At 61.8% G+C, this 23,866-nt stretch carries 29 protein-coding genes; 13 read left to right on the top strand and 16 right to left on the bottom strand.

The annotated features are described in order from the left end of the window. Positions 1 to 67: 67 nt before the first annotated feature. Both BW989_RS04980 and BW989_RS04985 read right to left on the bottom strand, forming a co-directional pair. On the bottom strand, positions 68 to 496 hold the full coding sequence (locus BW989_RS04980; protein WP_076585951.1) for a hypothetical protein: 429 nt from the start codon (positions 494 to 496) through the stop codon (positions 68 to 70). A gap of 85 nt (positions 497 to 581) precedes the next feature. After that, positions 582 to 1,268 carry a YdcF family protein gene (locus BW989_RS04985; protein WP_076585953.1) on the bottom strand — a complete coding sequence of 229 codons (687 nt, stop codon included), beginning with the start codon at positions 1,266 to 1,268 and terminating at the stop codon, positions 582 to 584. A 130-nt stretch (positions 1,269 to 1,398) separates the two neighbouring features. Here BW989_RS04985 and BW989_RS04990 point away from each other — a divergent pair, with 130 nt between their 5' ends. Genes BW989_RS04990 through BW989_RS05005 form a run of 4 tightly spaced genes read left to right on the top strand, consistent with a single transcriptional unit; the run spans position 1,399 to position 5,827 of the window. Next, the gene (locus BW989_RS04990) at positions 1,399 to 2,598 is read left to right on the top strand and encodes a beta-ketoacyl-[acyl-carrier-protein] synthase family protein (protein ID WP_076585956.1); all 1,200 of its coding nucleotides are present in this window, start codon (positions 1,399 to 1,401) and stop codon (positions 2,596 to 2,598) included. Next, positions 2,595 to 3,383: a beta-ketoacyl synthase chain length factor gene (locus tag BW989_RS04995; protein WP_076585958.1), complete on the top strand. Its 789-nt coding sequence runs from the start codon at positions 2,595 to 2,597 to the stop codon at positions 3,381 to 3,383. Before BW989_RS04990 ends, BW989_RS04995 begins: the two co-directional genes overlap by 4 nt. A 15-nt stretch (positions 3,384 to 3,398) precedes the next feature. Further along, a complete protein-coding gene (locus BW989_RS05000) occupies positions 3,399 to 4,208 on the top strand; it encodes a glycosyltransferase family 2 protein (protein WP_076585960.1) in 810 nt (269 codons plus the stop codon). Positions 4,209 to 4,210: 2 nt separating this feature from the next. After that, on the top strand, positions 4,211 to 5,827 hold the full coding sequence (locus tag BW989_RS05005; RefSeq protein WP_076585962.1) for an NAD(P)/FAD-dependent oxidoreductase: 1,617 nt from the start codon (positions 4,211 to 4,213) through the stop codon (positions 5,825 to 5,827). Positions 5,828 to 5,890: 63 nt separating this feature from the next. Here the strand turns inward: BW989_RS05005 and BW989_RS05010 are convergent, their stop codons facing one another. The 9 genes from BW989_RS05010 to BW989_RS05050 all read right to left on the bottom strand — a co-directional run bounded on the left by BW989_RS05010 (position 5,891) and on the right by BW989_RS05050 (position 12,944). Then, positions 5,891 to 6,388, bottom strand: coding sequence for a hypothetical protein (locus BW989_RS05010; protein WP_076585964.1), 498 nt, complete (start codon positions 6,386 to 6,388; stop codon positions 5,891 to 5,893). 32 nt (positions 6,389 to 6,420) lie between these two features. Further along, entirely contained in the window at positions 6,421 to 7,158 is a 738-nt protein-coding gene (gene fabG, locus BW989_RS05015) for a 3-oxoacyl-ACP reductase FabG (protein ID WP_076585966.1), read from the bottom strand. Between the two features lie 41 nt (positions 7,159 to 7,199). After that, entirely contained in the window at positions 7,200 to 7,643 is a 444-nt protein-coding gene (locus tag BW989_RS05020) for a hotdog family protein (RefSeq protein ID WP_076585968.1), read from the bottom strand. Then, positions 7,636 to 9,984 carry an MMPL family transporter gene (locus BW989_RS05025; protein WP_076585970.1) on the bottom strand — a complete coding sequence of 783 codons (2,349 nt, stop codon included), beginning with the start codon at positions 9,982 to 9,984 and terminating at the stop codon, positions 7,636 to 7,638. Before BW989_RS05025 ends, BW989_RS05020 begins: the two co-directional genes overlap by 8 nt. Positions 9,985 to 10,059: 75 nt before the next feature. Next, complete coding sequence (locus BW989_RS05030) at positions 10,060 to 10,728, bottom strand: LolA-related protein (RefSeq protein ID WP_341349900.1); 669 nt, start codon at positions 10,726 to 10,728, stop codon at positions 10,060 to 10,062. After that, entirely contained in the window at positions 10,619 to 11,632 is a 1,014-nt protein-coding gene (locus tag BW989_RS05035; RefSeq protein ID WP_076585972.1) for a lysophospholipid acyltransferase family protein, read from the bottom strand. The genes BW989_RS05030 and BW989_RS05035 overlap by 110 nt, the downstream gene beginning before the upstream one ends. Continuing rightward, positions 11,629 to 11,910, bottom strand: a complete 282-nt coding sequence (locus BW989_RS05040; protein WP_425476649.1) for an ApeI family dehydratase — start codon at positions 11,908 to 11,910, stop codon at positions 11,629 to 11,631. The genes BW989_RS05035 and BW989_RS05040 overlap by 4 nt, the downstream gene beginning before the upstream one ends. Before the next feature lie 42 nt (positions 11,911 to 11,952). Beyond that, the gene (locus BW989_RS05045) at positions 11,953 to 12,669 is read right to left on the bottom strand and encodes a COG4648 family protein (RefSeq protein ID WP_076585976.1); all 717 of its coding nucleotides are present in this window, start codon (positions 12,667 to 12,669) and stop codon (positions 11,953 to 11,955) included. 5 nt (positions 12,670 to 12,674) lie between these two features. Then, positions 12,675 to 12,944: a phosphopantetheine-binding protein gene (locus tag BW989_RS05050; RefSeq protein WP_076586477.1), complete on the bottom strand. Its 270-nt coding sequence runs from the start codon at positions 12,942 to 12,944 to the stop codon at positions 12,675 to 12,677. 121 nt (positions 12,945 to 13,065) lie between these two features. On the opposite strand from BW989_RS05050, the gene BW989_RS05055 reads away from it, so the two are divergent. From BW989_RS05055 to BW989_RS05075, 5 genes are all read left to right on the top strand, one after another. Next, entirely contained in the window at positions 13,066 to 14,382 is a 1,317-nt protein-coding gene (locus tag BW989_RS05055; RefSeq protein WP_076585978.1) for an NAD(P)/FAD-dependent oxidoreductase, read from the top strand. Next, complete coding sequence (locus BW989_RS05060; RefSeq protein ID WP_165688558.1) at positions 14,379 to 15,380, top strand: chorismate transformation FkbO/Hyg5 family protein; 1,002 nt, start codon at positions 14,379 to 14,381, stop codon at positions 15,378 to 15,380. Before BW989_RS05055 ends, BW989_RS05060 begins: the two co-directional genes overlap by 4 nt. A gap of 66 nt (positions 15,381 to 15,446) precedes the next feature. Next, on the top strand, positions 15,447 to 15,695 hold the full coding sequence (locus BW989_RS05065; RefSeq protein ID WP_076585980.1) for a hypothetical protein: 249 nt from the start codon (positions 15,447 to 15,449) through the stop codon (positions 15,693 to 15,695). 40 nt (positions 15,696 to 15,735) lie between these two features. After that, the gene (gene hemB, locus BW989_RS05070; RefSeq protein ID WP_076585982.1) at positions 15,736 to 16,725 is read left to right on the top strand and encodes a porphobilinogen synthase; all 990 of its coding nucleotides are present in this window, start codon (positions 15,736 to 15,738) and stop codon (positions 16,723 to 16,725) included. Next, positions 16,722 to 17,171, top strand: coding sequence for a GNAT family N-acetyltransferase (locus BW989_RS05075; RefSeq protein WP_076585985.1), 450 nt, complete (start codon positions 16,722 to 16,724; stop codon positions 17,169 to 17,171). The genes hemB and BW989_RS05075 overlap by 4 nt, the downstream gene beginning before the upstream one ends. Positions 17,172 to 17,178: 7 nt before the next feature. Here the strand turns inward: BW989_RS05075 and BW989_RS05080 are convergent, their stop codons facing one another. Next, entirely contained in the window at positions 17,179 to 18,069 is an 891-nt protein-coding gene (locus BW989_RS05080) for a TolB family protein (RefSeq protein WP_076586481.1), read from the bottom strand. Positions 18,070 to 18,104: 35 nt separating this feature from the next. Here BW989_RS05080 and aroE point away from each other — a divergent pair, with 35 nt between their 5' ends. From aroE to BW989_RS12785, 3 genes are read left to right on the top strand one after another with little or no spacing between them, the layout of a single operon-like run. Next, positions 18,105 to 18,938, top strand: a complete 834-nt coding sequence (aroE, locus tag BW989_RS05085) for a shikimate dehydrogenase (RefSeq protein ID WP_076585987.1) — start codon at positions 18,105 to 18,107, stop codon at positions 18,936 to 18,938. A gap of 3 nt (positions 18,939 to 18,941) precedes the next feature. Continuing rightward, the gene (locus BW989_RS12575; RefSeq protein WP_076585989.1) at positions 18,942 to 19,280 is read left to right on the top strand and encodes a hypothetical protein; all 339 of its coding nucleotides are present in this window, start codon (positions 18,942 to 18,944) and stop codon (positions 19,278 to 19,280) included. Beyond that, positions 19,280 to 19,534: a YkgJ family cysteine cluster protein gene (locus BW989_RS12785; protein ID WP_076585991.1), complete on the top strand. Its 255-nt coding sequence runs from the start codon at positions 19,280 to 19,282 to the stop codon at positions 19,532 to 19,534. Before BW989_RS12575 ends, BW989_RS12785 begins: the two co-directional genes overlap by 1 nt. On the opposite strand, the gene BW989_RS05100 is transcribed toward BW989_RS12785, so the two are convergent. Continuing rightward, on the bottom strand, positions 19,531 to 20,082 hold the full coding sequence (locus BW989_RS05100) for a gamma carbonic anhydrase family protein (protein ID WP_076586485.1): 552 nt from the start codon (positions 20,080 to 20,082) through the stop codon (positions 19,531 to 19,533). The two genes, BW989_RS12785 and BW989_RS05100, sit on opposite strands and share 4 nt — an antisense overlap. 10 nt (positions 20,083 to 20,092) lie before the next feature. Further along, positions 20,093 to 21,115: a low-specificity L-threonine aldolase gene (gene ltaE, locus BW989_RS05105; RefSeq protein ID WP_129582819.1), complete on the bottom strand. Its 1,023-nt coding sequence runs from the start codon at positions 21,113 to 21,115 to the stop codon at positions 20,093 to 20,095. A 38-nt stretch (positions 21,116 to 21,153) separates the two neighbouring features. Between ltaE and xth the strand changes: the two genes are divergently transcribed. Beyond that, on the top strand, positions 21,154 to 21,933 hold the full coding sequence (gene xth / locus BW989_RS05110; protein WP_076585993.1) for an exodeoxyribonuclease III: 780 nt from the start codon (positions 21,154 to 21,156) through the stop codon (positions 21,931 to 21,933). A gap of 87 nt (positions 21,934 to 22,020) precedes the next feature. Here the strand turns inward: xth and BW989_RS05115 are convergent, their stop codons facing one another. Together BW989_RS05115 and BW989_RS05120 are read right to left on the bottom strand one after the other, a co-directional pair. Then, positions 22,021 to 22,293: a GlsB/YeaQ/YmgE family stress response membrane protein gene (locus tag BW989_RS05115; RefSeq protein ID WP_076586487.1), complete on the bottom strand. Its 273-nt coding sequence runs from the start codon at positions 22,291 to 22,293 to the stop codon at positions 22,021 to 22,023. A 179-nt stretch (positions 22,294 to 22,472) separates the two neighbouring features. After that, complete coding sequence (locus BW989_RS05120) at positions 22,473 to 23,840, bottom strand: AMP-binding protein (RefSeq protein WP_076585995.1); 1,368 nt, start codon at positions 23,838 to 23,840, stop codon at positions 22,473 to 22,475. Positions 23,841 to 23,866 lie beyond the last annotated feature (26 nt).

Here is a 23,866-nt window from a genome sequence, read left to right on the forward strand (position 1 = left end):
GCAAGCATGTGCAAAAACGGCTACGGCGGGCCAAGGCCCGCCGCAGAAAGCGAAAATGAGCGGTGAGTCAGCCTTCGCTTTCGTTGTCCAGTGCGGTCACGCCAAGGTTCGCCTTGATATCGGTGGCGATGAAGCCAATCCAGCCTAGGTAGTTGGGGTGGATGACGCGCTTGCCCCGCTTCTCGGCATATTCGAGATCGTTGCTGTCGAGGTAGGTGATGCTGACCTGCTTGCTGTCGTAGCCAATGCGGATCTTGGCCATGTGCGTGCGCAGGTGCAGCGTGCCTTCGATCTCTCCGGACTTGTCCCCGGTGACTTCCCAGCCACGTTGGAGGAGGGCGCGTTTGATTTCCTTGGCTATTTGCTTGTCGGTCAAGCCGGCCGGGACGTCGATGGGATCTGGGTCGACCAAGGGCGCGGAGCGCGCCATGACCTGACTGGAAAACGCGATGGCGGACAGCGCCGCAAGAACAAGAATGAGCGTGACGAAGCGCATGAAATCCCCTTGTATGAAGGGCCAGCCCCCTGCTGGCCTGTACTCAGGGTAGTCGAGGTATTGAGGGCGAGCTAGCCCCGAAACCTTAGGTGACACGCTCCAGCATGCGTTTGGAGCCGATCAGGCGCGCCCAGCGCGTGCCGATGTCCAGCAGGCATAGATAACCGGCCTCGCCGGCGATGCGCCACAGGTTGCGTGGAGTAAGGGCCAAGCGGGCTTCGGCGGCGCAGAGTTCGGCCTCGATACCCAATTGTTTGGCGAACTGCCGGCAGCGCGCCAGGTGATAGCGACTGGTGAGCAAGACGACGGGGCCCTGGTACGCAGCCGCGCGAAGCAAAATACGGGCATTGCGCATGTTCTGCAGGGTGTCGCGCGATTCGCGCTCCAGGTGCAGCACGGATTCGTCCACCGAGGCCTGGGCGATAAGCGCGGCGCGCGCCAATTCAGCTTCGGTCGGTTGACCATCGGGTCCGCCGCCCAAGAGCACCATGCGTTCGGGTGCGTGGCTGCGCCAAACCTCGCCGGCACGGGAGATGCGTGCATTGAAATCGGCATCGATCCGCCCGCCCGGCGCATGTTTGCCAAATAGCAGCAGGCAGCGTCCGGCGCGGGGTTCGCAAGGCGTGTTGCGCGCCACCCTGAATGCATGAACAAAATAGCCGGCGTACACCAGTCCTGCGCTGAGCACGCAGGCCGTCAGCGCAACTCCGCCGACATGCAAGACGTCGCGGTCGATCATGATGGAAGCGCGGTGTGCGATGCGGCTGCTCATTTCAATGTGAATCTTAAGCCCCCGGGCGGCGCAATGCAGTACTGGCCGCGGTGCCGCCATCGCTATACTTCCGGCCATACGCCTACTCGGTAATTCCGTGTCTCAAACCCCATTCGCGCCGACCACAGTCATGGCGCCGCTTGCTGTGACCCACTACACCGCGACCAGTGCACTGGGGCGTGGCCGTGCAGCGCATTTGGCGGCATTGCAAGCAGGCAAGAGCGGCTTGCGGGCGAATGATTTCGGTCCCTTGAAAGCGGGCGCGCCGTTGCCGACATGGATTGGTCGCGTAGATGGACTCGAGGCTGCGCCTCTGCCAGAAGCCTTGGCAGAATGGGAGTGCCGCAATAACCGTCTCGCCTGGTTGGCCCTGAATCAGGACGGTCTGTTTGAAGCCGCGAAAGCCGCAGGTGAACGCCACGGTGCGACGCGCGTGGCGGTTGTCGTTGGCACGTCCACCGCCAGCATCGGCGAAACTGAGGACGCTTACGCGGACCTGACCGACGATGGCCAGCTTCAGCCCCAGATGCGCCGCCCCAAAATTCATACACCGCATTCGCTGGGCAATTTCGTCCAGGTAGCGACCGGTCTGACGGGCCCATGCATCACCGTGGCGACCGCGTGCTCGTCCAGCGCGAAAGTGTTTGCGCAAGCGGCGCGATTGATTGAAGCCGGTATCGTCGATGCAGCCTTGGTCGGTGGCGTCGACACCTTGTGTGGCAGTGTGCTGTACGGCTTCAACGCGCTGGGCCTGGTATCGAAGAACCCCTGCATGCCATTCGATGCACGCCGCGATGGATTGTCGCTGGGTGAGGCTGGTGGTTTCGCACTACTTGAGCGGGCAGGAGTGGGTGATGCGGCTTCTCTCCACTTGTTGGGTTATGGCGAATCCAGTGATGCCCACCACATGTCCGCGCCACATCCCGAAGGCCTGGGAGCACAGTTGACGATGCGCGACGCCCTCGCGCGTGCGGGCGTAGCCGCGGCCGATGTGGGCTACCTCAACCTGCACGGCACCTCTACACCTGCGAATGACAGTGTCGAAGCGAAGGCAGTGAAGACGCTGTTCCCGGGCAGCTTGCATGCGAGCTCCACCAAGGGCTGGACCGGCCATACGCTGGGCGCTGCGGGCATCGTCGAATCCACCATTGCGCTCTTGGCACTGCAGCACGGCTTCTTGCCAGGCACGCTCAATAGCGATCAGCCTGATCCCGAATGCGGCCCGCAAATCCGCTTCGCATCGCAAAGCAAACCGATTGGCTATGCGATGAACAATTCGTTCGGCTTCGGTGGCAACAATTGCTCGCTTTTGTTTGGAGTGGTGCCATGACCGCGCTCAGTGCCCGCATCGAAGGCATCGGCTACTGGTCGAAAGGATTGCCTTCGTGGCGCGATGCAGTCGCGTTCGTGCAGGACGGAGTATTGCCCGAGAACGCTCCCGCGCGACCTTCGCCGCAATTGCTGGCCGCGAATGAGCGTCGTCGCGCACCTGAATCCGTCGCCGTTGCATTGGAAGTCGCTTTGGCTGCATGTGAAGCAGCTGGCCGCGATCCGGCCACGCTGCCATCGGTATTCGCATCGACTCACGGCGATCTTGGTATTACCGATTACATGAGCGAGATCTTGGCGGGCGACGATCATGCCTCCATCTCGCCTACCAAATTTCATAACTCCGTACACAACGCCGCGGCCGGTTACTGGACGATAGGCGCGGGCTGCATGCATCCCGCCACCGCCCTTTCTGCATACGACGCCAGCTTCGCGCAAGGTTTGCTGGAAGCGATGGTGCAGCTGGCCACCGGCAACCACGCCGTGTTGCTGGTCGCCTACGACACGGCGGCGGTCGGCCCGTTGATGTCGGTACATCAGGCCACCGGCACATTGGGCGGCGCATTGTTGCTGGCCGGCGGCGATGGCGCCGGGCGCAGCATTGCCGTACGCCTGGGGGATGCCGATGCATCGCCAGCCAAGGGTGCGCTTGCGATCCGCGAAGCAGGCAATGCCATGCCCCCGATGCTGCCGGTGTTCGACGTCTTGGCGCACGACCATGCCGCTTCGCTCCAGATCGATGCAGGCGCGGGCCGCGCGTTGCATATCGACATCGGCCCGGCCTGACCGCAGGATGCTTTCGTGACTTACGACCGACACAACATTGCCATCATCATCCCCGCGCTTAACGAGCGCCTGCGCATCCGTGAAGTGGTGGAGGGCGCGCTGCGCCACGCCGAGCGCGTGATCGTGATCGATGATGGTTCCGACGATGGCACCGGTGAAGCCCTCCATGATTTGCCGATCACCTTGCTTCGCCACGAAACAAGGCAGGGCAAAGGAGCTTCGCTCCGCGATGGTTTCGAAGAGGCGTTGCGTCAGGGCGTGGCTGCAGCGATCAGCATGGATGGCGATGGACAGCACAGCGCTGACGATATTCCACGCCTGATCGATGCCGGCAATCGTCGCCCGGGCTGGATCGTGATTGGTGCGCGTTTGCGTAAACGGTCGCAGCAACCCACGTATCGACGGCTTGCCAATGAATTCGGTGATTGGGGCGTGGCCTGGGGCACCGGCTACCAGATTGCCGACAGCCAAAGTGGGCAGCGTTTGTATCCCGCCAATGTAATGGCGCTAGGCGATGTGCCCGGCGAAGATTTTGTCTACGAGGCGCAGATTCTCATGTCTGCCGCGCAGCAGCTCGGTGTGCGCTGCGTGTCGATCCCGATCGAAGCGCGCTATGCCGATGTGCACGGCGATCAGCAGTTTCGCCCCAGCCACTTCAAGCCGCTCAAGGATTTCAGCCGCATCACTTCGCACATCGTCTGGCAGTGCCTGAAGCGCGGCGGTGTGCCTGCGGTGTATCGCAGCATTCGCAATCAGCCTCCGGTGATCGATGATGCGGATGGTGTGCTGCTTGCGCCTTCTGCGCATGTACGACAGGCAGGCTGATCGTGGCCATCGAAACACGTGATGTCCTCATCCTAGGCGGTGGCCTGGCCGGGTTGACGTTGGCGTTGCAGCTGCAGCAACAAGATGCCGCTCTGAGCATTCGCGTCATCGAGCGACGCTCGCATCCGGTGCCCGAGGCGGCGTTCAAGGTGGGGGAATCCACCGTCGAGATTGGCGCGCATTATTTCGCCCATGTGCTTGGTCTGCGCGATCACCTCAATGATGAGCACATCCGCAAGTTCGGCTTTAGGTTCTTCTTCTCCGACCGCAGCGAAAATATAGATCGATGCACGGAGCTTGGCGTCAGTCGCTTGCTGCCGACACCATCGTGGCAGATTGATCGCGGCCGTTTCGAAAACCATCTGGGTGAGTTGGCGCGTGAACGCGGCATCGAATTCGTGGATGCCGCTACTGTGCGCGGCATCGAGTTGGGTGAAGGCGCGGCGTCGCACCAGGTGCGTTACGCGCAAGGCGAAGACGAGCATCAGGTCGAATCGCGCTGGTTGATCGATGCTTCAGGTCGCGCGGGCTTGCTCAAGCGCAAGCTGGGCTTGGCCAAGACGAATGCGCATGATGTCAATTCATCCTGGTGGCGCGTGGAAGGTTTCGTGCAGCCCAAGCAGTGGTCCAGTGATGAGGCTTGGCTGTCGCGTTGCGATCCGCCGGATCGTTGGCGCTCGACCAATCACTTGTGCGGTCCGGGTTATTGGGTGTGGATGATTCCGCTTTCCTCCAACGCGCATTCGATCGGCATCGTCGCTGATGAAGCGTTGCATCCGCTGTCCACGATCAATACGCATGACAAGGCGATGGCGTGGATGCGCGAGCACCAGCCGCAGCTCGCTGCGACGCTCGACAAGCCGGAGTATGGATTGTTGGATTTCATGTTCATGCGCCATTTTTCGCATGAGTGCATGCAGCTCTATTCCGACAAACGCTGGGCAATCACGGGTGAAGCCGGCCTGTTCGCCGACCCGTATTACTCGCCTGGCAGCGACTTCATCGCCATTTCCAACACATTCATTACCGACCTCATCGCCAAGGATCGCGCGGGGCAATCGATAGGTGCCCATGCGGCGGTGTATCAGCAATTGCTGCAGTCTTTCTACGACAACACCATGTTGCTGTATCAGGATCAGTATCCATTGTTCGGCAATGCACGCGTGATGCCGGTGAAGGTAATCTGGGACTACGCCTATTACTGGGCCGCGCTTGCGCCGCTATACATGTCGGGGCGAATCACTTCGTTGTCGATGCTTGGTCGTTTACGTTCGCAGCTGGAGCGAGCCAGTGGACTCAATGCAGCGATGCAGCCTTTTCTCCGTGCCTGGGCCGAAGCGGATGACTACGGTGCGCCAGAAGATGGGCGCCTGCTGGATCAATACGTGATTGGCTGGTTCCATGAAATGAACCGATCCTTGCGCGATGCGCAAGAAGATGATGCGTTTGCACAACGTATCGCCGGCAACGTGAAGTTGATGGAGCGCTTAGCGAAAGAAATTGTCGACCATGTGCGTGCCATGCATTCCGAGATCGACTCGGGCGAATTGATGGCGATGCTCGACGACGTGGAAGTCGGTGAACCGATGTTGCCGCAAGCTTGGTATGCCGCGACTTGATTCGCGAACGAAGAAGGGCACCATGAGGCGCCCTTCTTGTATGCACTTGGGGCATGAGCGGACTTAATCGCCCAGCGCTGCGCCGTCTCGTGGGTCTTTCAACCAGCCGCCCACGTCTTGACCAAGCACCTCGACGGTGCGACCAAGCACCGAACAAGAGCCTTTGAAGCCACCGAAGGCGCCACCCATGGAGTTGCGCCGTGCCTTGAAACTGGCCACTTTCTTGCCATTATCGAAAAGCGTGCCTTTGATCTTGGCGAACTTCTGATGCCCCATCCAGGCATTGCCCATACTGACTGCATCGGTGATGGTCACTTCCAGCACGCGACCGCTACTCTTGCTGGCCTCACCATCGACCAGTTCGACTGGAACAGTGCTGTACTGCTTGATGAAACCTGCAAGCTGGGTGCCCAAGGGGCATTCGGTCTTGATCGTGTCCGAGATGTCATTGTCCTCGGCATAGGGAATAGTGCTTTGCACCTTGACGGTTTGCTGTGCCAGAACGGGTGTCGCGAACGCGCATGCGGCCAGCAACACAAATCCCAATGTCTTCTTGTGCATTCCACACTCTCCTTGTTGATGAATGTTCAGGGTTAGCTCATGCCACCATCGATGCCGATCACTTGGCCATTGATATAGCCCGCCGCGTCGCTGCAAAGAAACGCGGCCAATGCGGCCACCTCTTCGGGTGAGCCAGCACGCCCCGCCGGCACCATAGCCTTGATTTGCTCGGGCGGGAATACATTGTCGGTCATGCTGCCTTTGATTACGCCGGGCGCGATTACGTTGACGCTGATGCCCCGGCTACCCATTTCGCGCGCCAGTGATTTGCTCGCGCCGTGCAATGCTGCCTTGGCCGCCGCGTAATTCACTTGCCCGCGATTGCCCAGCACCGCTGCCACGCTGGAGATATTGACGATGCGGCCCCAGCGAGTGCGCGACATCGGTAGCAACAGCGGCTGGGTGACATTGAAAAATCCGTGCAAAGACACATCGATGACGTTGCGCCATTGCGGCTCGGTCATGCCGGCAAGAGGCGCGTCGTCATGAATGCCCGCGTTGTTGACGAGGATTTGGATCGGGGCCTGGGCCAGCAAGGATTCGATGGCAGTGCGGGAGAGCTCGGCATCGGTGACGTCGAAGGCAATGGCTTCGGCGCTGCCGCCTTGGCTTGTGATCTGTTCAACAACACTGGCGGCACGGGCAAGGTTGCCGTTCGCATGCACGATGACGTGATGACCTGCCGCAGCAAGTGCAACGCAGATCGCGCCGCCGATGTCGCCACTGCCGCCGGTGACCAGAGCATGCTTTCGGGGGTGATTGGCATCCATGCAGACGTCCACTGGGAAAGCGACACTTTAACGCTTGCCACTCAGTCTTGAAGCATCACTGCGGCGCGGCCTTCGGCAAGCAGTCGCCCAGCATGCTCGATGCGGAATGCGTATTGCTGACTATCCTGGCCTTGCATCAGTAATTCGGCATGACCGATCAGTTCGTTGTGCAAGTCATCGATGCGCGTGACGTGGAGGCTCACACCACGCAGTGCCACCAGGAAGCCTTTGCGTACAGGCGCATGAGTTGCCAACGCCAGCAAGCCGCCATGCACGGCCATGGCTTGCGCGCCGAACTCGGCCAGATGCACGGCCCGCAGGAGATTATCGCTACGTAGCGGGTTATCTGTATGGCGATGGGAGTCCGTCGATACCACCACCGAAGTTTCATCCGCAGCCAATACGCGTTGCCACAGGCACATGGCACCTTGGTGCGGGACAAGGGTCGTGATGTCGATCCGGGCCAAGGCATCGACGTCAAACATGTGACGTCTCCGCACGCGTCGCCGGCTGCCTTGCAATGAGCAAGCCCAATACGAAGTTTGACATTACGCCCAAGGTTACGGTGACGCCAATCGCACGCAGCACTGGTATGGAAGAAAGTGCCAACAAGGAAAACACCAGCAATGTCATCAGACTGCAAACGATCAAAGCATGCAAGGTGCGCAACTGGTCACGCATGCCATCACCGGCATGATCGAAGAACAAGGCGTAATCCAGTCCTAATCCAGCCGCCAAGATCAGCGCCACCAAATGGAACAGGTTGAGCTCGACGCCGAACGCGCGCAGCACAGCGATGATGACGAGCGTGGTCAGCGCCATCGGCAGCAAGACGCGCAGTGTGCGTCGTGGGTCGCGCAACGAGAACCAAACCGTTGCCGACAGCAGCAGTGCCGCCACGGCGAGTGACCACAGCACGCGCTGTCGATACTGCACGACCAAAGATTCGGAGGCCCGCTTCATGTCTACAGGCTGCAGGCCGGCTGCTTTCGCAGCGCGGAGAAATGTAGCGTCATCACGAATGCCGGATACTGAAATCAGTGCAGTGGCGCGGCCACTTTCTTCGCGCAACAAGCCTGCAAGAGTAGTGGCGAGTGGCGTGCCATCGAGATCATTCGCCGTGAGGGGCGGCGCGGTTCGTGCAGTTTCGATATCGCGCACGAAATCCTCGAATACGTCCGGCACGAAGTCCGTGCCAACAAGTGCTGCATCCAACTCAGGTTGCAAGGCATCCCCATCCGGCAAGCGCACTTGGCGCTCGCGCTGCACCTTGAGGGAGGGCAGGTAACGCGCGGCCATGTCGTAACCGCCGATCACGCCATCCATGCGCATGGCGTCGAGTTTCGGACGCAGGGCCTCACTCGCTTGCAGCACGCTTTCGATGTCACGGCCATGCAGGGCAAGGAGATAGCGCACGTCCGGTGCGCCCAGCTCGCCACGCAAGCGGTTGTCGCGGGCCATGGTGTCTGCAGGCACGGGGGTCAGCTTCGACAAATCGTTTTGCCAGAACGGAGGCGGCGCGAATTTCATCACCCCGAGTGCCACGACGGCGAGCAAGGCGAGCATCCACGCGCGCGGGCGCGGCAGCCGTTCAATGCCGCGCCACAAACGTGCCATCAACGGGGAGTCGGCCGGGTCACGCGGGTCGGGGTCCAGCAGCGCAGGCAGCAGGAGGCGGGTGACCAGCGCGGCCGCAAGCAGGGCTGCGATGGTGAACACCGCCAGTTGTTTCAAGCCATCCACGCCCGACGCAAGAAAGGTGAAGTACGCGATGCAGGTGGCTGCTACACCAGTGGCCAGCGTGGGCCAGATGCTGCGTGCGTTCTGCCATGGCGTGATGCCTGGGCGTTGGTGCGAAAACAGATGGATGGGGTAATCCTGCACCACGCCGATCAAGGTGAAGCCGAACGCGATAGTGATGCCGTGTACGCCATCGAACAGCAAGGCGACAGCGGCGAGACCTGCGATGCCGGCGGTAGCCAACGGCAATACGCCGAACAACGGCATCTTCCAGCTGCGGTACGCAATCAACAACAAAAGGATGAGGCCGATGGTGTCGGCCGAACCAATCAGGCTGGCTTCGCGCGCGGTGCGCCCGCCGATTTCCACCGATATCGCACCGGGGCCGCTCATCTCCAACGAAGTGCTCGTGCCCGCGCTGGCCTTGGCGAAGGCTTCATGCACGGCATTGACCGCGATTTCCTGCCCGGTCGGATCAAACCCGGCCACACGCGTTTCGGCGATGAGTAGTGCGGATTTTCCGGCGCGATCAAACCAGACATCATGCAAGCGCTGTGGGCCGTTGGCGGGCTGCCAGCCTTCCATCAGCTTCAAGGTTTCGAGCGTCGGATCGGAAGGAATCAACGGTTCCAGCAAGCCCGCGGCCGGGGAGCCAAGATCCTCAATGCGTGCCTGCAATTCGCTGGCAAGGTAATCGCGATCAAGCGCCTGCGAGTCCAGACTCGGTGTCAGCAGATAACGATACGGACGCAGGCGCTCGGGAATGACGTCGATGCTGGCGGGCTCGCCATTCGACACCAGCAGGAAACGATTATCGGCGGCGAGCGTCGCAGCTAGCGCTCGAGATTGCGCGGCCAGTGTGTCGGAATCTGCGCCGGAGATCGACAGCAAAAGCAAACGTGAGCCCGGCCCTTCGCCCAACTCATCCATCAACAGGCGTTGCTCAGGCGTCTGCGGGTCAGGCATGAACTTGCGCAGGTCACCGCTCATGGACAGTTGCGATGACAGCCAGAAACCGACTGCAGCCAACAAGCCCAGCCAAACGAGGGCGAGGGTGAGACGTGTCTTGGCGGGCAGCAGCTTCATCCGATCAGGCCGGGGCAACAAGGAGCCCACATGGTAGTACCTGCGATGGTGCTGCCGTCGCGATATGTATGCCTATCAGCTGCCTTGTTGGCAGAGCATCACCAGCTTATCCAGTGTCGTAGCTGCGGTCACGCTGCGTGCGGCGCTGGCCAGCAGCGTGCGCTGCACTTCTTCGCCCTTAACGGCGCGCGTTTCGATGCAGCGCAGTTCGCTGCCCCGGCCATATAGTGTGATGTCGCGGACGTATTGCTTGAGCGCGGCCTGCTTCGGAAGCATCTGCATCCGCCACTGAGCGCGCGTGCCGGTCGTCGTCAGGGTGAAGTCGCGGGCGATGGCACGCTCATCGCCACTGAGCAATGCACCGAAGCTTGCTTGCATGCCGGCCAGTTGGGGGGCGCGCGACATCGAAAACGTGCGCGGCGACTTGGCGGCGCGCGCAATCGTGACTTGATCGCCGCGAATGGTGGTGGTTTCGCCGTAGGGCGCACGCACGTCGCGGATCATCGTTTTGTCATCGGGGCGGCGGTATTCGCCGTACAGACGCAACGGGTTCTTCAGCAGGCGAGAGCTGCGCACTTCGACGAAGTTGGTGCGCATCGGTGTTGGCTGCGCCAGCTTGGACAAGATCCAGCCGCTATCGACGCTGTTCGCTGCTTGTGCCCACGCCGTTCCCGTCGCGACGCAAAGCAGTGCGACGCTGCACGGCAGCATCATCCAAGGGCGCGTCTTGCGGGTTTTCATCATCAGCCCAGAAGTCATAGAAGTTGAACCAGTTGTAAGGCGCATCACGGGTCATAGTTTCCAGACGCGATGCATAACGGCGGATGAGCAAGGCCAGCGCCTGCGCCCGCGAGCTGCGCGGGACATCCAGCGCATTCGGCTCGAACGCTTCGAAGCACAGGTCGTAGCGATTGCGGCCCCGGTACAAGCCAAAGCCCAGCACCACGGGCACTTTGAGGGCGGCAGCGATCAACCACGGTGTGGTTGGAAAGCGGGCCACGCCCCCCAAAAAAGGTGCGGACAGTGCGGGTTCATCGGGGCGGGCGCGATCGACCAGCATCGCGACCAATGCGCCTTCGTCGAGGGCCTGCTTCATCGCCATCACCACGCTTGGGCCATCTTGTGCGGCATCGATGACGCTGGCGGCGAGGGTCGGGTTCAGGGCGTCGAGCAACTTCATCAAGGCCGGGCTCTGGCCTTTGTCCAGCACTACGCGGATCACGTAGTCGGGGCGACGCGTGGCCAGCACGCGCAATACATCGAAACTGCCGAGGTGTGAGCCGAACAGCAACACGCCGCGCCCTTCATCCAACAAATCGTGCACTTCCTCCACGCGATTGATGGTGACGTCGAAACGGTTCAGGTCGCCTCCCAGCAAAAACACGCGATCCAGGATGGTTGATGCAAACGTGTGCACATGTTTCGCGCCATCCCACCACGTGGCGGGGCGGCCGAGTACGCGTGTGAGATACGCACGCGACGCACGACGCTCGGGGCCGCGCTTGATCAGGAAGTAGGCGGTGATCGGCCACAACAGCGGCCGTGCAACGCGGCGCCCCAGACGCTTGGCGATGGTGCGGATCAGCCACAGGGCAAACAAGCCTCCACCTTCCGGGCGCGCCTTCCAGTCGTTCACCGGTGCGTTCATGTAACGACCATCTCGCCGCTAGCCAGCAGGTTGTCGCCGCGCACCACGCGAAAGCGCCATCGGCCCGGTGCCGTGCTATCGGCGACGATTTCCGCAGATTCCCCCGGCAGCAGGGGCTGCACGAACTTCACTTGTGGCAGGCGCAGCGGCGGCAACGCGCCGGCTTTTACTTCGATTGCCTGCTGTACGGCATCGAGAATGACGACGCCAGGCACCACCGGCTGACCCGGGAAGTGGCCGGACAGACAGGGGTGCGAGGCGGCGATGCACAAGGGCACGCGGATCGATGCGACATCACTCATGGGGCAAGGATACGGCGCTCATTTGAACAGATCCCGCCAGAAGGCCGGCCCAAGCGCCGCCATGCGACGGAAGAAGTCCGCGACGTTCTTGTAACGCCCGGGAAAACGGCGCTTGCGGTAGGCGAATTCGATGGCGAACACCGCGCCGACCAGGCCGTAGTTCAGCCAGTTGGCAAACCACGACCATTGGCTGTCGCTGATCGACCAGGCCGAATCGATGCCTGCGCGGGCGAGCAAGCCGCCGGGGCTGGCGATCAGGGCCAAAGCCAGGTTGATCAGGGCCATGGCGATGAACACGACCGTCCAGATGGTGGTCAGGCCGCGGGTATAGCGGTCGAGCTCGGCCATCATCGCCTCGCTATCGCCGCCTTCAAGCGCGCGAACGATCTTGCTGATCACCGGGACGTGGCCGGGCATCAAGGTGCGCCCGAACAACCACGCCAACAACAGTAGGAAGATCACCGGCATCAACAACAGCGCGATATGGATATGGGCCGAATCTTTCAGTTGCCACAAGGCGATGCCAGCGATGGCGGCTAATGCGATCGCCCAAGGACGGCGATGCCATAGGGGCTCGGCCAGCAAGAGCAACACGATCATGCCCACCGCCAGCGCTGCCAGCGCATGGCTGTCACGTGCGGTCGCCAGGTGAGACAGGCTGAGGTAGCTAAAGGCCAGTACCGGCCGCACCGCCGCGAACCATGCCGGAGATGCTGCGCTAGTGCGGCCCGACACGGCGGTCAGGCGGTGCGGTGTTGCTGGATGTGCTCGGAGAGCGCGCGCAGCGAGGCGAAGATGCGACGGTTGTCCTCGTTGTCCGAGCGCAACTGGAAGCCGTACTTCTTGGAGATGGCGAGGGCCAGTTCGAGCGCATCGATGGAGTCTAGACCCAGGCCGGTATTGAACAGCGGCGCTTCCGGATCAATGGATTCAGGCGAGACATCGTCCAGGTTAAGGCTTTCGACCAGGAGTTCGGCCAGTTCGCGTTCGGCTTCGGTTTGGGAGGACATCAGCGGGCTTCCATTCGGATTCAGTGACACAGGCGCAGGCTGCGCCATCGTGAAAGGTTAAGCGCACGTTATCATCCGCGCCAGTCCCCGCATGCCAGGACGCCGCGGGAAGAGGTTTTCGATGCAACATCCTGAACAAAAAAATACCTCGCCCCAGCCTTGCGACGCCTTGGTGATCGGCGGGGGGCCGGCCGGCAGCTGCGCCGCGACCTTGCTGGCGCAAAAAGGCTGGCGTGTGGTCATGCTGGAAAAAGCCGTGCACCCGCGGTTCCATATCGGCGAGTCGCTGTTGCCGCTCAACATGCCGATCCTCGAGCGCCTGGGTGTGCTGGAAAAGGTCCGCGAAGTGGGCTTGCTCAAGCTCGGTGCGGATTTTCCGGCCGATGACGGCAGCTTCAACGTGTTCGATTTCGGTCGCACCTTGCGCGAGTCGCCCAAGTTCGCCTTCCAGGTAAAGCGTGAAGAGTTTGACCAGGTCTTGTTCGAGCATGCGCGCGAATCCGGTGTCGATGCACGCGATGGCCTGGGCGTGGACCGCGTCGACTTTGCCGATGACGGTCAGATCACCGTGCATGCGGGCGATCACACCTGGCAGCCGCGGTATCTCCTGGATGCCAGTGGCCGCGACACCTTCCTGGGCGGCAAGCTCAAGCTCAAGCGCAAAAACGCGAAGCACGCCTCGGCCGCGGTGTTCAGTCACTACCGAGGCGCGACGCATCGAGAAGGCCGTCATGCCGGCAATGTCAGCATCTATCGGCACGCGCATGGCTGGGCCTGGTTGATCCCGCTGCGCGACGGCAGCACCAGCGTGGGTGTGGTGTGCCAGCCGGAGTACTTGAAGACCCGCCGCGGCGACATCGAAACCTTCATGCTGCAGACCGTTGAGACGATCCCCGAGATGGCCTGGCGCATGCAGGGTGCCGAGCGCATCGCGCCGGTGCATGTCACCGGCAATTACACCTACGAATGCACGCGAATGCATGGCCGCCATTGGACATTGATGGGCGATGCGTATTCTTTCGTCGATCCGATGTTCTCGTCCGGCGTGTTCCTGGCCATGCACAGCGCGGAAAAATCCGCGGAGATGGTGGATGCCATCCTGCAACAGCCCGCTCGTGAGGCCCAATTGCAGCGCAAGCTACAGCGTGAGTTCGATGCGGGGCTGGATGAATTCAAATGGTTTATCTACCGCTTCACCTCGCCGACCATGAAGTCGCTGTTCTCCAATCCTCGCGATTTCCTGGGTATTGAGCGTGCAGTGGTGTCGATGTTGGCCGGGGATGTGTTCGATGCGCGGCCCGTGCTGCGGCGTCTGCGGCTGTTCCGCGCCCTTTACGCGCTGACTGCACTGGGCATGGCACCCTCGGCGTGGCGGGATTGGCGCCGACGTAGGCGCCAGGTGGCCGTGGAAATGCGCGAGGAGACGCTGCAAGGATGACGCAACACGCGATGCACACACAGTTGCCCGTGCCACATCTGCGGGTGGATTACGTCGATGCGGCCCAGTTGCATGAGCATCTGGCCCAGCCCGACGTGTTGGCGGTGTTCGGCTTTGGCCCGGGTGCGCCGGGCGTGGACGATCCGCGTTATCTGCGGGTGCCACTGGCACCGCATGGGCCGGCCCCGCTGGAAGTCTGGCGCGGCAATGGCGAGGTGGCCTCGGGGTGGGATGGCGAGATCCGTTGGTCCAGCGATGGTGAATTGCTGTTCGGTGTGATTGAGGTGGAGGAAGGTGCTGGCGGTATCGCCGAGGCCGCGCGTACCGCCTATGCCGCGATGACCGGGTTCGTGAGTGCGCGCGGCTTCCCGCACATGCTGCGCATTTGGAATTACCTTGACGCAATCACCTTGGGCGAAGGCGATGCCGAGCGCTATCGGCAGTTTTGTGTCGGACGCGCGCAGGGCCTGGGCCAATTCGAAACCGAGTTGTTGCCTGCAGCCACCGCGATTGGTCGTTGCGATGACCAGCGCGTGCTGCAGGTATATTGGCTGGCGGCCAAAGCACCGGGCAAGCCGGTTGAAAACCCGCGTCAGGTCAGCGCCTACCGTTATCCGCGCCAGTACGGTCCGCAGTCGCCCAGCTTTGCCCGTGCGATGTTGCCGCCGACCGTGGACCAGATGCCGATGCTGCTCTCGGGCACCGCCGCGGTCGTCGGGCACGCCTCGCAACACGATGGCGAGCTGCAGGCACAGATCGAGGAAACCTTCCGCAACTTTGATGCCTTGCTGGAGGCCGCACGCACGCGGCAACCGGCGCTGCCAAGCATGTTCGGGCCGGGCACGCGCCTCAAGGTCTATGTGCGGGATGCCGCGGACCTGCCGCTGGTCGCCGAGGCCCTCGACGCGCGTTTCGGTGATCGGGTGCCGCGCGTGTTGCTGCATGCAGCGATTTGTCGGCGTGAACTCGCCATCGAAATCGACGGCGTGCACGGCTAACGCACTTAAAATTTCAATCGCGCGGTTTCGCATCGCGCGACACATCATTCAAACAGGAGCGGGTCGATGGGTGTGATCAGCATCATTTGGGGTGTCGTGGCTTTGCTGTGGATGGTGCTGTCATTGATCCCGCTGCTGGGTTGGGGTAACTGGTTCATGATCCCGTTCGCCGCCGTCGGCGCGATCATCGCGGCGATCGGCCTGGTCTTCACCCGCGCGGAAAACCGTGGCCGCGCCAAGGCCGGCCTGTGGATCAACCTGATCGCCATCTTGGTGGGCGCAATTCGCCTGTCGATCGGCGGCGGTTTGCTCTAAGGCGAGGCGCGTCATCGCCCGCTGGGCGTAAAATGTCCGCATGAGCTATCCCTACACGCGACCGCGGCGGATGCGCCGCGATGCTTTCTCGCGCCGCCTGATGCGCGAGACCGTCCTCACCCACAACGACCTGATCTATCCGGTCTTCGTCCATGAGCTTGAAGGCCGCGCGCCGGTTGGCTCGATGCCTGGCATCGAACGCCTCTCCATCGACGAGTTGTTGAAAGTGGGCGAGGAGATGTCCGAACTCGGCATCCCCGCCATCGCCTTGTTCCCGGTCACTGCGCCGGATGCAAAATCGCTTACCGCCGAAGCCGCATGGGATGATGACGGCCTGTGCCAACGCGCCGTGCGTGCGTTGAAGTCGCACTTCCCCGAGTTGGGCGTCATCACCGATGTCGCACTCGACCCCTACACCTCGCATGGGCAGGACGGTTTGCTGGACGAGACCGGTTACGTCATGAACGATGAAACCGTCGACGCACTGGTGAAGCAAGCGCTCTCGCATGCACGGGCCGGCGCGGATGTGGTCGCCCCCAGCGACATGATGGATGGCCGTATCGGCGCGATCCGCGCGGAGCTGGAGTCTGAAAACTTCATCCATACGCGCATCCTGGCCTACAGCGCCAAGTACGCCAGCGCGTTCTACGGCCCGTTCCGCGATGCAGTGGGCTCGGCCAGCGCACTCGGCAAGGCGGACAAATACACCTATCAGATGGATCCAGCCAATAGCGACGAAGCGCTGCGCGAAGTCGATCTGGACATCGGTGAAGGCGCGGACATGGTGATGGTGAAGCCGGGCCTGCCGTATCTGGACATCGTGCGTCGGGTGAAGGACGAATTCGGCGTGCCGACCTTCGTCTACCAAGTCAGTGGTGAGTACGCGATGTTGAAAGCGGCGGCTCAGAACGGCTGGCTCGACGAACGAGCCACCGCGCTGGAGGCGCTGACCAGCATCAAGCGCGCGGGCGCGGACGGCATCCTCACCTATTTCGCGCTGGATGCGGCGCGCTGGTTGCGTGAGGCATGAGGGTCCGTCGCGCCACCCTCGAAGACATCCCGGTGATCACGCGTCTGGCCGAACAGTTGGGCGGCGCGGTGGATCTGGAAGGTATGCCGCAGCGGCTCAAGCGCATTCTTGACCATGCACACCACGCCGTGTTCGTGGCCGAGCGCGACACCAGTGATGATGGCTTGTCGAGTGAGCCTTGTGGTTTCGTTGCCGCTGAGCATCGCGTCCTGCTGCATTTCGGCGAGCTTATCGAGTTGATGTCACTGGTCGTGGACGATGACTGCCGCAGGCAGGGTGTCGGCACGCAATTGGTGGCAGCGGTCGAAGCCTGGGCCGCGCGACGAGGCGTGCCTCGCGTTCGCGTGCGTTCCAGCCTGACGCGTTCCGGCAGCCATGACTTCTATCCGGCTATTGGCTACCAGCTCGAAAAAACCCAGCATTGCTACCAGCGTTCGCTGGCCTGAGCGCCGATCAGATACAGCCGTCCTTGCCTTGCGTGCGCGGCACCGCAAGGCGGTAGAGGTCGCGCCCGCCCATGCGCAATTCTGGCGCGGCGCCAGACACCAGCATCTCCTTCGGCTTGGACCAATCCACGACGGGCGACAGGGTGTAGTCGGTATTGGTGTTGAACGAGAGCGGCAACGGCCCGCGGGTGACATAGGTCTTGCCATCGCATTCGGCCAGAAACAGCTGGATCGGCGCTTCGTTGCCATCGATGGACTGCGCGTAAATCAGGGCGCGACCGTGGTCGAGGAAGGCAGCATCGAACTCATCATTTGCGGTGTTCACGCCGGGCAGCGGTTCGGGTTTGATGAAGCTGCGACCATCCCATCTCGCGGCATACAGGTCTTGCTTGCCTGCGCCACCCGCACGGTCGCTGGAGAACATCAGTGTCTTGCCATCGAAGCTGGGCGTCGGTGCCCATTCGTTGCCCGCGCTATTCACCGTTGCACCTAGATTGCGCGCAGGCCCGTAACGGCCATCGGCCAGCAATTCGGCGCGGTAGAGATCATCCCCGCCATAACCACCGGGGCGATCGGAGAAGAAATAGATCCATTTGCCGTCTGCGCTGAACATCGGATCGAAGTCTTTATCGCTCGTGCTGAGCGGCACGGGTCGCGCCTCCTGCCAGCGTCCGTCCTTCAGGTCCGCCTGCCACAAATCCCAACCACCGGGGCCGCCCTTGCGGTCGGGGCTGCCCCAGACGATGCGTTGGCCGTCGGGGCGGACGCTGCCGCGGATCTCACTATCGGCGGTCGAGACCACGCCACGGCCTTCGATACCAAAGGCAGCCAAGGCCCAGGCAGTACCGGCGGTGGCGCCCGCCAGTGCGAGCAGAAGGGTGGTGCGGCGAATCGCCATCGGCATGGGGGCTCCGGGCTGGTTACGATGAGGGCATGAGCATCCCCCATTACGCCGTCCTCGGCCACCCTGTAACGCAATCGCTGTCGCCGCGGATTCATGCGGCCTTCGGCCAGCAAACCGGCCTGGCACTGACATATGTGGCGCTGGATACAGAGGAGATCGGGTTGGCGGCGACATTGGCGCGGTTCGCCGCGGCCGGCGGATTGGGCGCGAATGTGACCGTGCCGGACAAGGCGGAGGCCGCAGGCCTTGCCCACATCCTCAGTCCGCGCGCGCGGCGTGCGGGTGTCGCCAATACTTTGGTGCTGCGCGATGGCGTCTGGCACGGCGACAACACCGATGGCAGCGGCCTGGTGCGTGATTTGCGCGATCGTCGCGGCCTGGATCTGCACGACATGCGGGTGTTGATGCTGGGAGCTGGCGGTGCGGCGCAAGGGGTGGCCCCGGCTCTGCTGGATGCCGGCATAAGCCAGTTGGTCGTTGCCAACCGCACGCGCAGCCGTGCCTACGATTTGATCGATCGTCTGGGCGACACCGAGCGCACGCGCGCCTGCACCTTGCGCGAAATCACCGGTATGGGTGAGTTCGATTTGATCGTGCAGGCGACATCCGCCGGCCATGATGGCGTGCTGCCGACATTGCCCGACCTCATGCCGCGTGCCGATACCGTTTGCGTGGATCTCAACTACGGACGCGCCGCGCTCTCGTTCATGGCTTGGGCGCATCAACATGGCGTGCAGCAAGCGTTCGACGGCCTGGGAATGCTGGTCGAACAAGCGGCTGATGCCTTTGAGGTCTGGCATGGACAGCGCCCGGATACCGAGCCAGTGTATGCGCAGCTGCGCATGTCGACGGGGCGGGGCTGAGCGATGTCGCCGGACTCACTGTATTTCTCATTGGTCGTCAGCCACGCACCGAAGTGGGTGTTGATGGCAATCGTGACCACCGTGTTGCTGGTGTGTTGGCGTGGTGTGTCGTTGGAGGGCAGCACGCGGCGGTTGGCCTGGGCGGGGCTGGGCCTATACGCCTTTGTCGTCGTGGCAACGCCCCTGCTCTACGGTTGGCTACGTTGGCGTGCGATTGAGACGGGCATTGAAATGCAAGCGCTTGGCCATGCGCTTATCGGCGGCGCATTGACCATTGCGGAATTCGTGGGTGTGCTGTTGCTGGGGCTTGCGGTGGCCGCGGGTCGCGGCAAGCGACGCTAATGGAGTGCCGCGCAAGATGTGGCGCCTGCTGCATCGCACCTTCGATCAACACGCCACTACCTGGGATGCCGCATGGCAAGCCAGCGGGCGTCCGGTGCGTGAACCTGGATGAGGGTTTGCGATGTCGCCTGTTTGGCGATCCGTCGCGGCCGGCTTTTTGCGCTTCACTTAAGCCCTGCGTGACGATGTGCGGCGACAGTCGTGATGAGGCGATGTCGATTCTCGTCGCACTGGAAATCGCGACCGCGCCTTAAATTTCGCGGCGTTTTCCACTCAGGTATTCGTCCTTGAGCTTTACGTAATGGCCGGCGGAATAGAACAGCGCCTCGATCTCGGCATCGGATAATTTTCGTGCGAATTTCGCCGGTGCACCCAGCCACATCTCGCCTTCGCCCATCACCTTGCCGGGCGGCAGCAATGCGCCCGCCCCAAGGAAACCGTGCTTCTGGATCACCGCGCCATCGAGCACGACCGAGCCCATGCCGACCAGGCACGCATCCTCGATCCGGCAGGCATGCACGATCGCCTTGTGGCCGATGGTGCAGTCCGCGCCGATCACCGTGGCAAAGCCGCCCAATTTCGCATGTGGGCCATCATGGCTGACGTGGATTACCGTGCCGTCCTGCACATTGGTGCGATCACCGATGTGCACATAATTCACGTCGCCACGAATGACCGTGAATGGCCAGACGGACACGTCATCACCCAGCACCACATCGCCGATCACGCGCGCGGCTTCATCGATGTAGACGCGCTGGCCGAGCTGCGGGAGTTGGTCGAGATAAGAGCGAATATTGGGCATGGCGTTCAATTCAGTTGAAGGATTGGAAGACGTGGATGGCGCGGTCGATATCGGCGTCGCTGATATCCAGATGGGTCACCAAGCGCACTTGCGGCAAATAACCGATGGAGGCGCGGATGCCGTGGGCTTCGAGATGCGTGGCGAGCGCTTGCAAGCGGTCCGCAGGCACTTCGATGAAGACCATGTTGGTATGGCATGCATCGACGCGAATCGAGGTCACATCGCGCAGACCTGCTGCAAGACGCGCGGCGCGTGCGTGATCGTCGGCCAGCCGCGTCACGTTGTGGTCGAGCGCATACAAACCTGCAGCAGCGAGGATGCCGACTTGGCGCATGCCGCCTCCGCATACCTTGCGCCAGCGTTTCGTGACATCGATCAGCTTCGCGCTGCCGGCCAAAACGGAGCCCGCCGGTGCGCCCAGGCCTTTCGACAAACACACCGACACGCTATCGAAATGGCGAGTGATCTCGCGCGGAGCGACCTCTGACGCACAGGCTGCGTTGTACAGGCGTGCGCCATCCAGATGCAGCGCCAGGCCGCGGCGATCACAGAGCCCACGCACATCCGCCAAGTAATCCAGCGGCAGCGCGCGGCCCATCCAGGTATTTTCAAGGCATAGCAAACGCGTACGTGCGAAGTGCGGGTCGATGGGTTTGATCGCGCGTTCGACCACGCCGAGATCCATCGTGCCGTCATCTGCTTGCGGGATTGGCTGCGGCTGGATGGAGCCGAGCACCGCCGCACCGCCGCCCTCGTATTTGTAAGTATGCGCTTCCATCCCGACCAGGTATTCATCGCCGCGCGCGCAGTGTGCAAGCATGGCAACGAGATTTGCCTGGGTACCGGTCGGGCACCAGAGTGCAGCCTCGAAACCAAGATCGTTTGCTACGCGCTTTTGCAGCGCGATGACGGTCGGGTCTTCGCCGTACACGTCATCGCCGACTTCAGCCTCAAGCATGGCTTGGCGCATGCCCGTGCAGGGTTGGGTCACGGTGTCACTGCGCAGGTCGATGATGTCGCTTCGATCATTCATTTGCACATCATGCCACCGTGGTTTCGTACACTCACGGGATGAAGATCGCCAGCTGGAACGTGAATTCGCTCAATGTGCGCCTGCCGCACCTGTTGCAATGGCTGGAAACCTTTGCGCCAGATGTCGTGGGCCTGCAGGAAACCAAGCTGGAAGACGCCAAGTTTCCAGCCGATGCTCTGCGCGAGGCCGGGTATGAGATCGCCTTCAGCGGGCAGAAGACCTATAACGGCGTCGCGCTGTTGGCCAAGCGGGGCGAGTTGGAGGACGTGCAGCGTGGCATCCCCGGTTTCGATGACGAACAGCGCCGCGTCATCGCCGCGACCGTGGACGGCGTGCGTATCGTCAATCTGTACGTGGTCAATGGGCAGGATGTCGGTACCGACAAATACGCCTACAAATTGCGTTGGCTCGATGCCGTGCACGCTTGGTTGTCCGAGGATGTCAAGCGTTGGCCGAACATGGTGGTGATGGGCGACTTCAACATCGCGCCGGATGACCGCGATGTGCCCGATGCCGAGGTCTGGAACGACGAGCACATACTCACCTCGCGCGCGGAACGTGACGCGTTGGATCGCTTGAAGTCGTTAGGGCTACACGATGCCTTTCGCCTGCATCACGACGATGCCGGCGTGTTCAGCTGGTGGGATTACCGGCAGGCGGCGTTCCGGCGCAACCTGGGATTGCGCATCGACCTGACCTTGGTGTCCGATGCGTTGAAAGCCGATGTGAAAGACTCCGGCATCGATCGTGAGCCACGCACCTGGGAGCGCCCGAGCGATCACGCGCCCGCATGGGTGGAGTTGGGGTTGTTGGGGTAAGCCGCGAGATCGATGGCGCGTCGAACCATCGCGCAAAAAAGAAGCCCGGCATTGCCGGGCCTCTTAGTTTCATCAGCAATGCAGCGATCAGCGAGCGCGACCGCGGGTGAACATGTTGACGATCAGGAGCAGCACCACGGCGCCGATGAACGAGATCAGCAGGCTCGGAACCGAGAGGTTGCCGCTGTTGATGTCGCCACCGCCAATGCCGAGCATGTTGGCGAGGAAGCCGCCCAGGAATGCACCGACGATGCCGACGATGATGTTCAGGAAGATGCCTTGCTGTGCATCACGCTTCATGACGATGCTGGCAAGCCAACCGATGATGCCGCCCACGACCAGCCAGATGATGAAATTGATCATTGTGTCTTTTCTCCGCAACAGGAATGAGGGTGCTTGAGATGTAACCCCTGTCAATCGGGGCCTTCACAGTCTGCTGCGTGCGGCGTGATGGAAGCGTCACGAATCGCTGTATGCGGCCGTAACAAAAGCAACGCATTCAGTCAGGCTGATCCTAGCGGTACCGCAATCGTGGAGACTCAACGCCGCGAGATTAATTGGAGCAAAGCATCGCGTGGCAGTTTGCCAGTGTCGTTGCGTGGCAAGGCATCGACGCGAATGATGCGACGCGGCAAGAACACCGGATCTGTGGATTGACGCAGCGCATCAAGAATCGCTGCATCGTTCACCGCGGCATCGGCGGCCACGATCGCGAACAGTCGTCGCACGCCAGAGGCATCGGCATCGACCTGCAACATCGCGGCATCGCGCACGCCTTCGATCGACTGCAGGCGCCTGGTCAAGTCGCCCAGGGATGCACGCTTGCCGGCGATTTCAAGCAAGTCGGCTTGACGTCCGCGCAGGAGGAAGCCGCGTCCTTCATCGACCAGTTCCACCAAGTCCGCCAATAGCAATGGCGATGGAAGCGACGGTCGCTCTACACGCGTGCCATCGGGTTGCGGGTGGAGGTGCACGTCTTCGAACAAATGCCAGGCTTCCTCACGCGAGGTGCGGCGCTGGGCGATAACGCAGGTTTCGGTGGAGCCAAACAACTCGTGCACTTCGCAGCCGAATTTGTTTTCAGCGCGGCTTGCCAAGTCAATGGACAAAGGCGCGGTGGCAGTCACGATGGCGGCGAGCGGGGGCAGGTCGATGCCGGCTTCGATGAGCGCGCGCAAGTGCACGGGGGTGGTGACCAGCAGACGGGGGGCTTCCACTTCCGACAAAGCAGTAGCGATATCGTGCGGAAAGAACGGGCGCCCCGAGTGCACGGCGTAAGGGCCCAGCATCGGCATCAACACCGACATCTCCATGCCGTACATATGCTGCGGCGGCACAGTGGCGATGATCGCGGCATTGCCGCCATCAAACAGCTCGTCGAGTGCATGCAGGTTGGCGGTATTGGTATGCACCAACGCGCCCCAGGTCTTGGGATTTGCCGAAGGCGAGCCGGTAGAGCCTGAAGTGAAACCGATCATCGCCAGGCGATCATGTGGAACTGATAGGTTGATGTCCTGCATGGTAGCGGCGATGTCGGCATCTATCGGCGCATCGTTTACGTATAGATCGCAGAGCAGGGCACTGCCCGCATCGCCCATTCGATAGCTGCCCGGGTGACGCATCGCCACATCATCGACTACGCCCGCCGCGCGAGACGGCGGCAACAGTGTCACCTGCCCACGCAGCAAGGCGGCGCAAAAACCGACGATGAAATGATCGCGACGCTCACACAGGTTGATCGCATAAGGTGCATCGGGCAGTCGCACGGCGAGCGCATGCACGCGTTGCAGGAACTCCTCGCGGGTCAGAGGTGACGCGCCACAAAACAGCAAGTCCGCCTTGTTGCCGGTGATCAATGACAAACCCGCATCGATGGGCATCGCCTGTTCCTGCCACTGCGCCGACATTCCCTGTCCCGTTTATTTCAAGAAGT

Source organism: Solilutibacter tolerans (assembly GCF_900155935.1).
GTDB classification, from domain to species: Bacteria; Pseudomonadota; Gammaproteobacteria; order Xanthomonadales; family Xanthomonadaceae; genus Solilutibacter; species Solilutibacter tolerans.

What these genes read in the sequence shown, in the direction of transcription:
- BW989_RS05120 (WP_076585995.1), bottom strand. Translation starts at nt 23,840, where the DNA reads ATGTCGGCGCAGTGGCAGGAACAGGCGATGCCCATCGATGCGGGTTTG.
- BW989_RS05010 (WP_076585964.1), bottom strand. Translation starts at nt 6,388, where the DNA reads ATGCACAAGAAGACATTGGGATTTGTGTTGCTGGCCGCATGCGCGTTC.
- BW989_RS05035 (WP_076585972.1), bottom strand. Translation starts at nt 11,632, where the DNA reads ATGAACGCACCGGTGAACGACTGGAAGGCGCGCCCGGAAGGTGGAGGC.
- BW989_RS12575 (WP_076585989.1), top strand. Translation starts at nt 18,942, where the DNA reads ATGTCGCCGGACTCACTGTATTTCTCATTGGTCGTCAGCCACGCACCG.
- BW989_RS12785 (WP_076585991.1), top strand. Translation starts at nt 19,280, where the DNA reads ATGGAGTGCCGCGCAAGATGTGGCGCCTGCTGCATCGCACCTTCGATC.
- BW989_RS04980 (WP_076585951.1), bottom strand. Translation starts at nt 496, where the DNA reads ATGCGCTTCGTCACGCTCATTCTTGTTCTTGCGGCGCTGTCCGCCATC.
- BW989_RS05020 (WP_076585968.1), bottom strand. Translation starts at nt 7,643, where the DNA reads ATGTTTGACGTCGATGCCTTGGCCCGGATCGACATCACGACCCTTGTC.
- hemB (WP_076585982.1), top strand. Translation starts at nt 15,736, where the DNA reads ATGAGCTATCCCTACACGCGACCGCGGCGGATGCGCCGCGATGCTTTC.
- BW989_RS05065 (WP_076585980.1), top strand. Translation starts at nt 15,447, where the DNA reads ATGGGTGTGATCAGCATCATTTGGGGTGTCGTGGCTTTGCTGTGGATG.
- BW989_RS05060 (WP_165688558.1), top strand. Translation starts at nt 14,379, where the DNA reads ATGACGCAACACGCGATGCACACACAGTTGCCCGTGCCACATCTGCGG.
- BW989_RS04990 (WP_076585956.1), top strand. Translation starts at nt 1,399, where the DNA reads ATGGCGCCGCTTGCTGTGACCCACTACACCGCGACCAGTGCACTGGGG.
- xth (WP_076585993.1), top strand. Translation starts at nt 21,154, where the DNA reads ATGAAGATCGCCAGCTGGAACGTGAATTCGCTCAATGTGCGCCTGCCG.
- BW989_RS04985 (WP_076585953.1), bottom strand. Translation starts at nt 1,268, where the DNA reads ATGAGCAGCCGCATCGCACACCGCGCTTCCATCATGATCGACCGCGAC.
- BW989_RS05025 (WP_076585970.1), bottom strand. Translation starts at nt 9,984, where the DNA reads ATGAAGCTGCTGCCCGCCAAGACACGTCTCACCCTCGCCCTCGTTTGG.
- BW989_RS05030 (WP_341349900.1), bottom strand. Translation starts at nt 10,728, where the DNA reads ATGATGAAAACCCGCAAGACGCGCCCTTGGATGATGCTGCCGTGCAGC.
- BW989_RS05055 (WP_076585978.1), top strand. Translation starts at nt 13,066, where the DNA reads ATGCAACATCCTGAACAAAAAAATACCTCGCCCCAGCCTTGCGACGCC.
- ltaE (WP_129582819.1), bottom strand. Translation starts at nt 21,115, where the DNA reads ATGAATGATCGAAGCGACATCATCGACCTGCGCAGTGACACCGTGACC.
- BW989_RS04995 (WP_076585958.1), top strand. Translation starts at nt 2,595, where the DNA reads ATGACCGCGCTCAGTGCCCGCATCGAAGGCATCGGCTACTGGTCGAAA.
- BW989_RS05080 (WP_076586481.1), bottom strand. Translation starts at nt 18,069, where the DNA reads ATGGCGATTCGCCGCACCACCCTTCTGCTCGCACTGGCGGGCGCCACC.
- BW989_RS05050 (WP_076586477.1), bottom strand. Translation starts at nt 12,944, where the DNA reads ATGTCCTCCCAAACCGAAGCCGAACGCGAACTGGCCGAACTCCTGGTC.
- fabG (WP_076585966.1), bottom strand. Translation starts at nt 7,158, where the DNA reads ATGGATGCCAATCACCCCCGAAAGCATGCTCTGGTCACCGGCGGCAGT.
- BW989_RS05075 (WP_076585985.1), top strand. Translation starts at nt 16,722, where the DNA reads ATGAGGGTCCGTCGCGCCACCCTCGAAGACATCCCGGTGATCACGCGT.
- aroE (WP_076585987.1), top strand. Translation starts at nt 18,105, where the DNA reads ATGAGCATCCCCCATTACGCCGTCCTCGGCCACCCTGTAACGCAATCG.
- BW989_RS05100 (WP_076586485.1), bottom strand. Translation starts at nt 20,082, where the DNA reads ATGCCCAATATTCGCTCTTATCTCGACCAACTCCCGCAGCTCGGCCAG.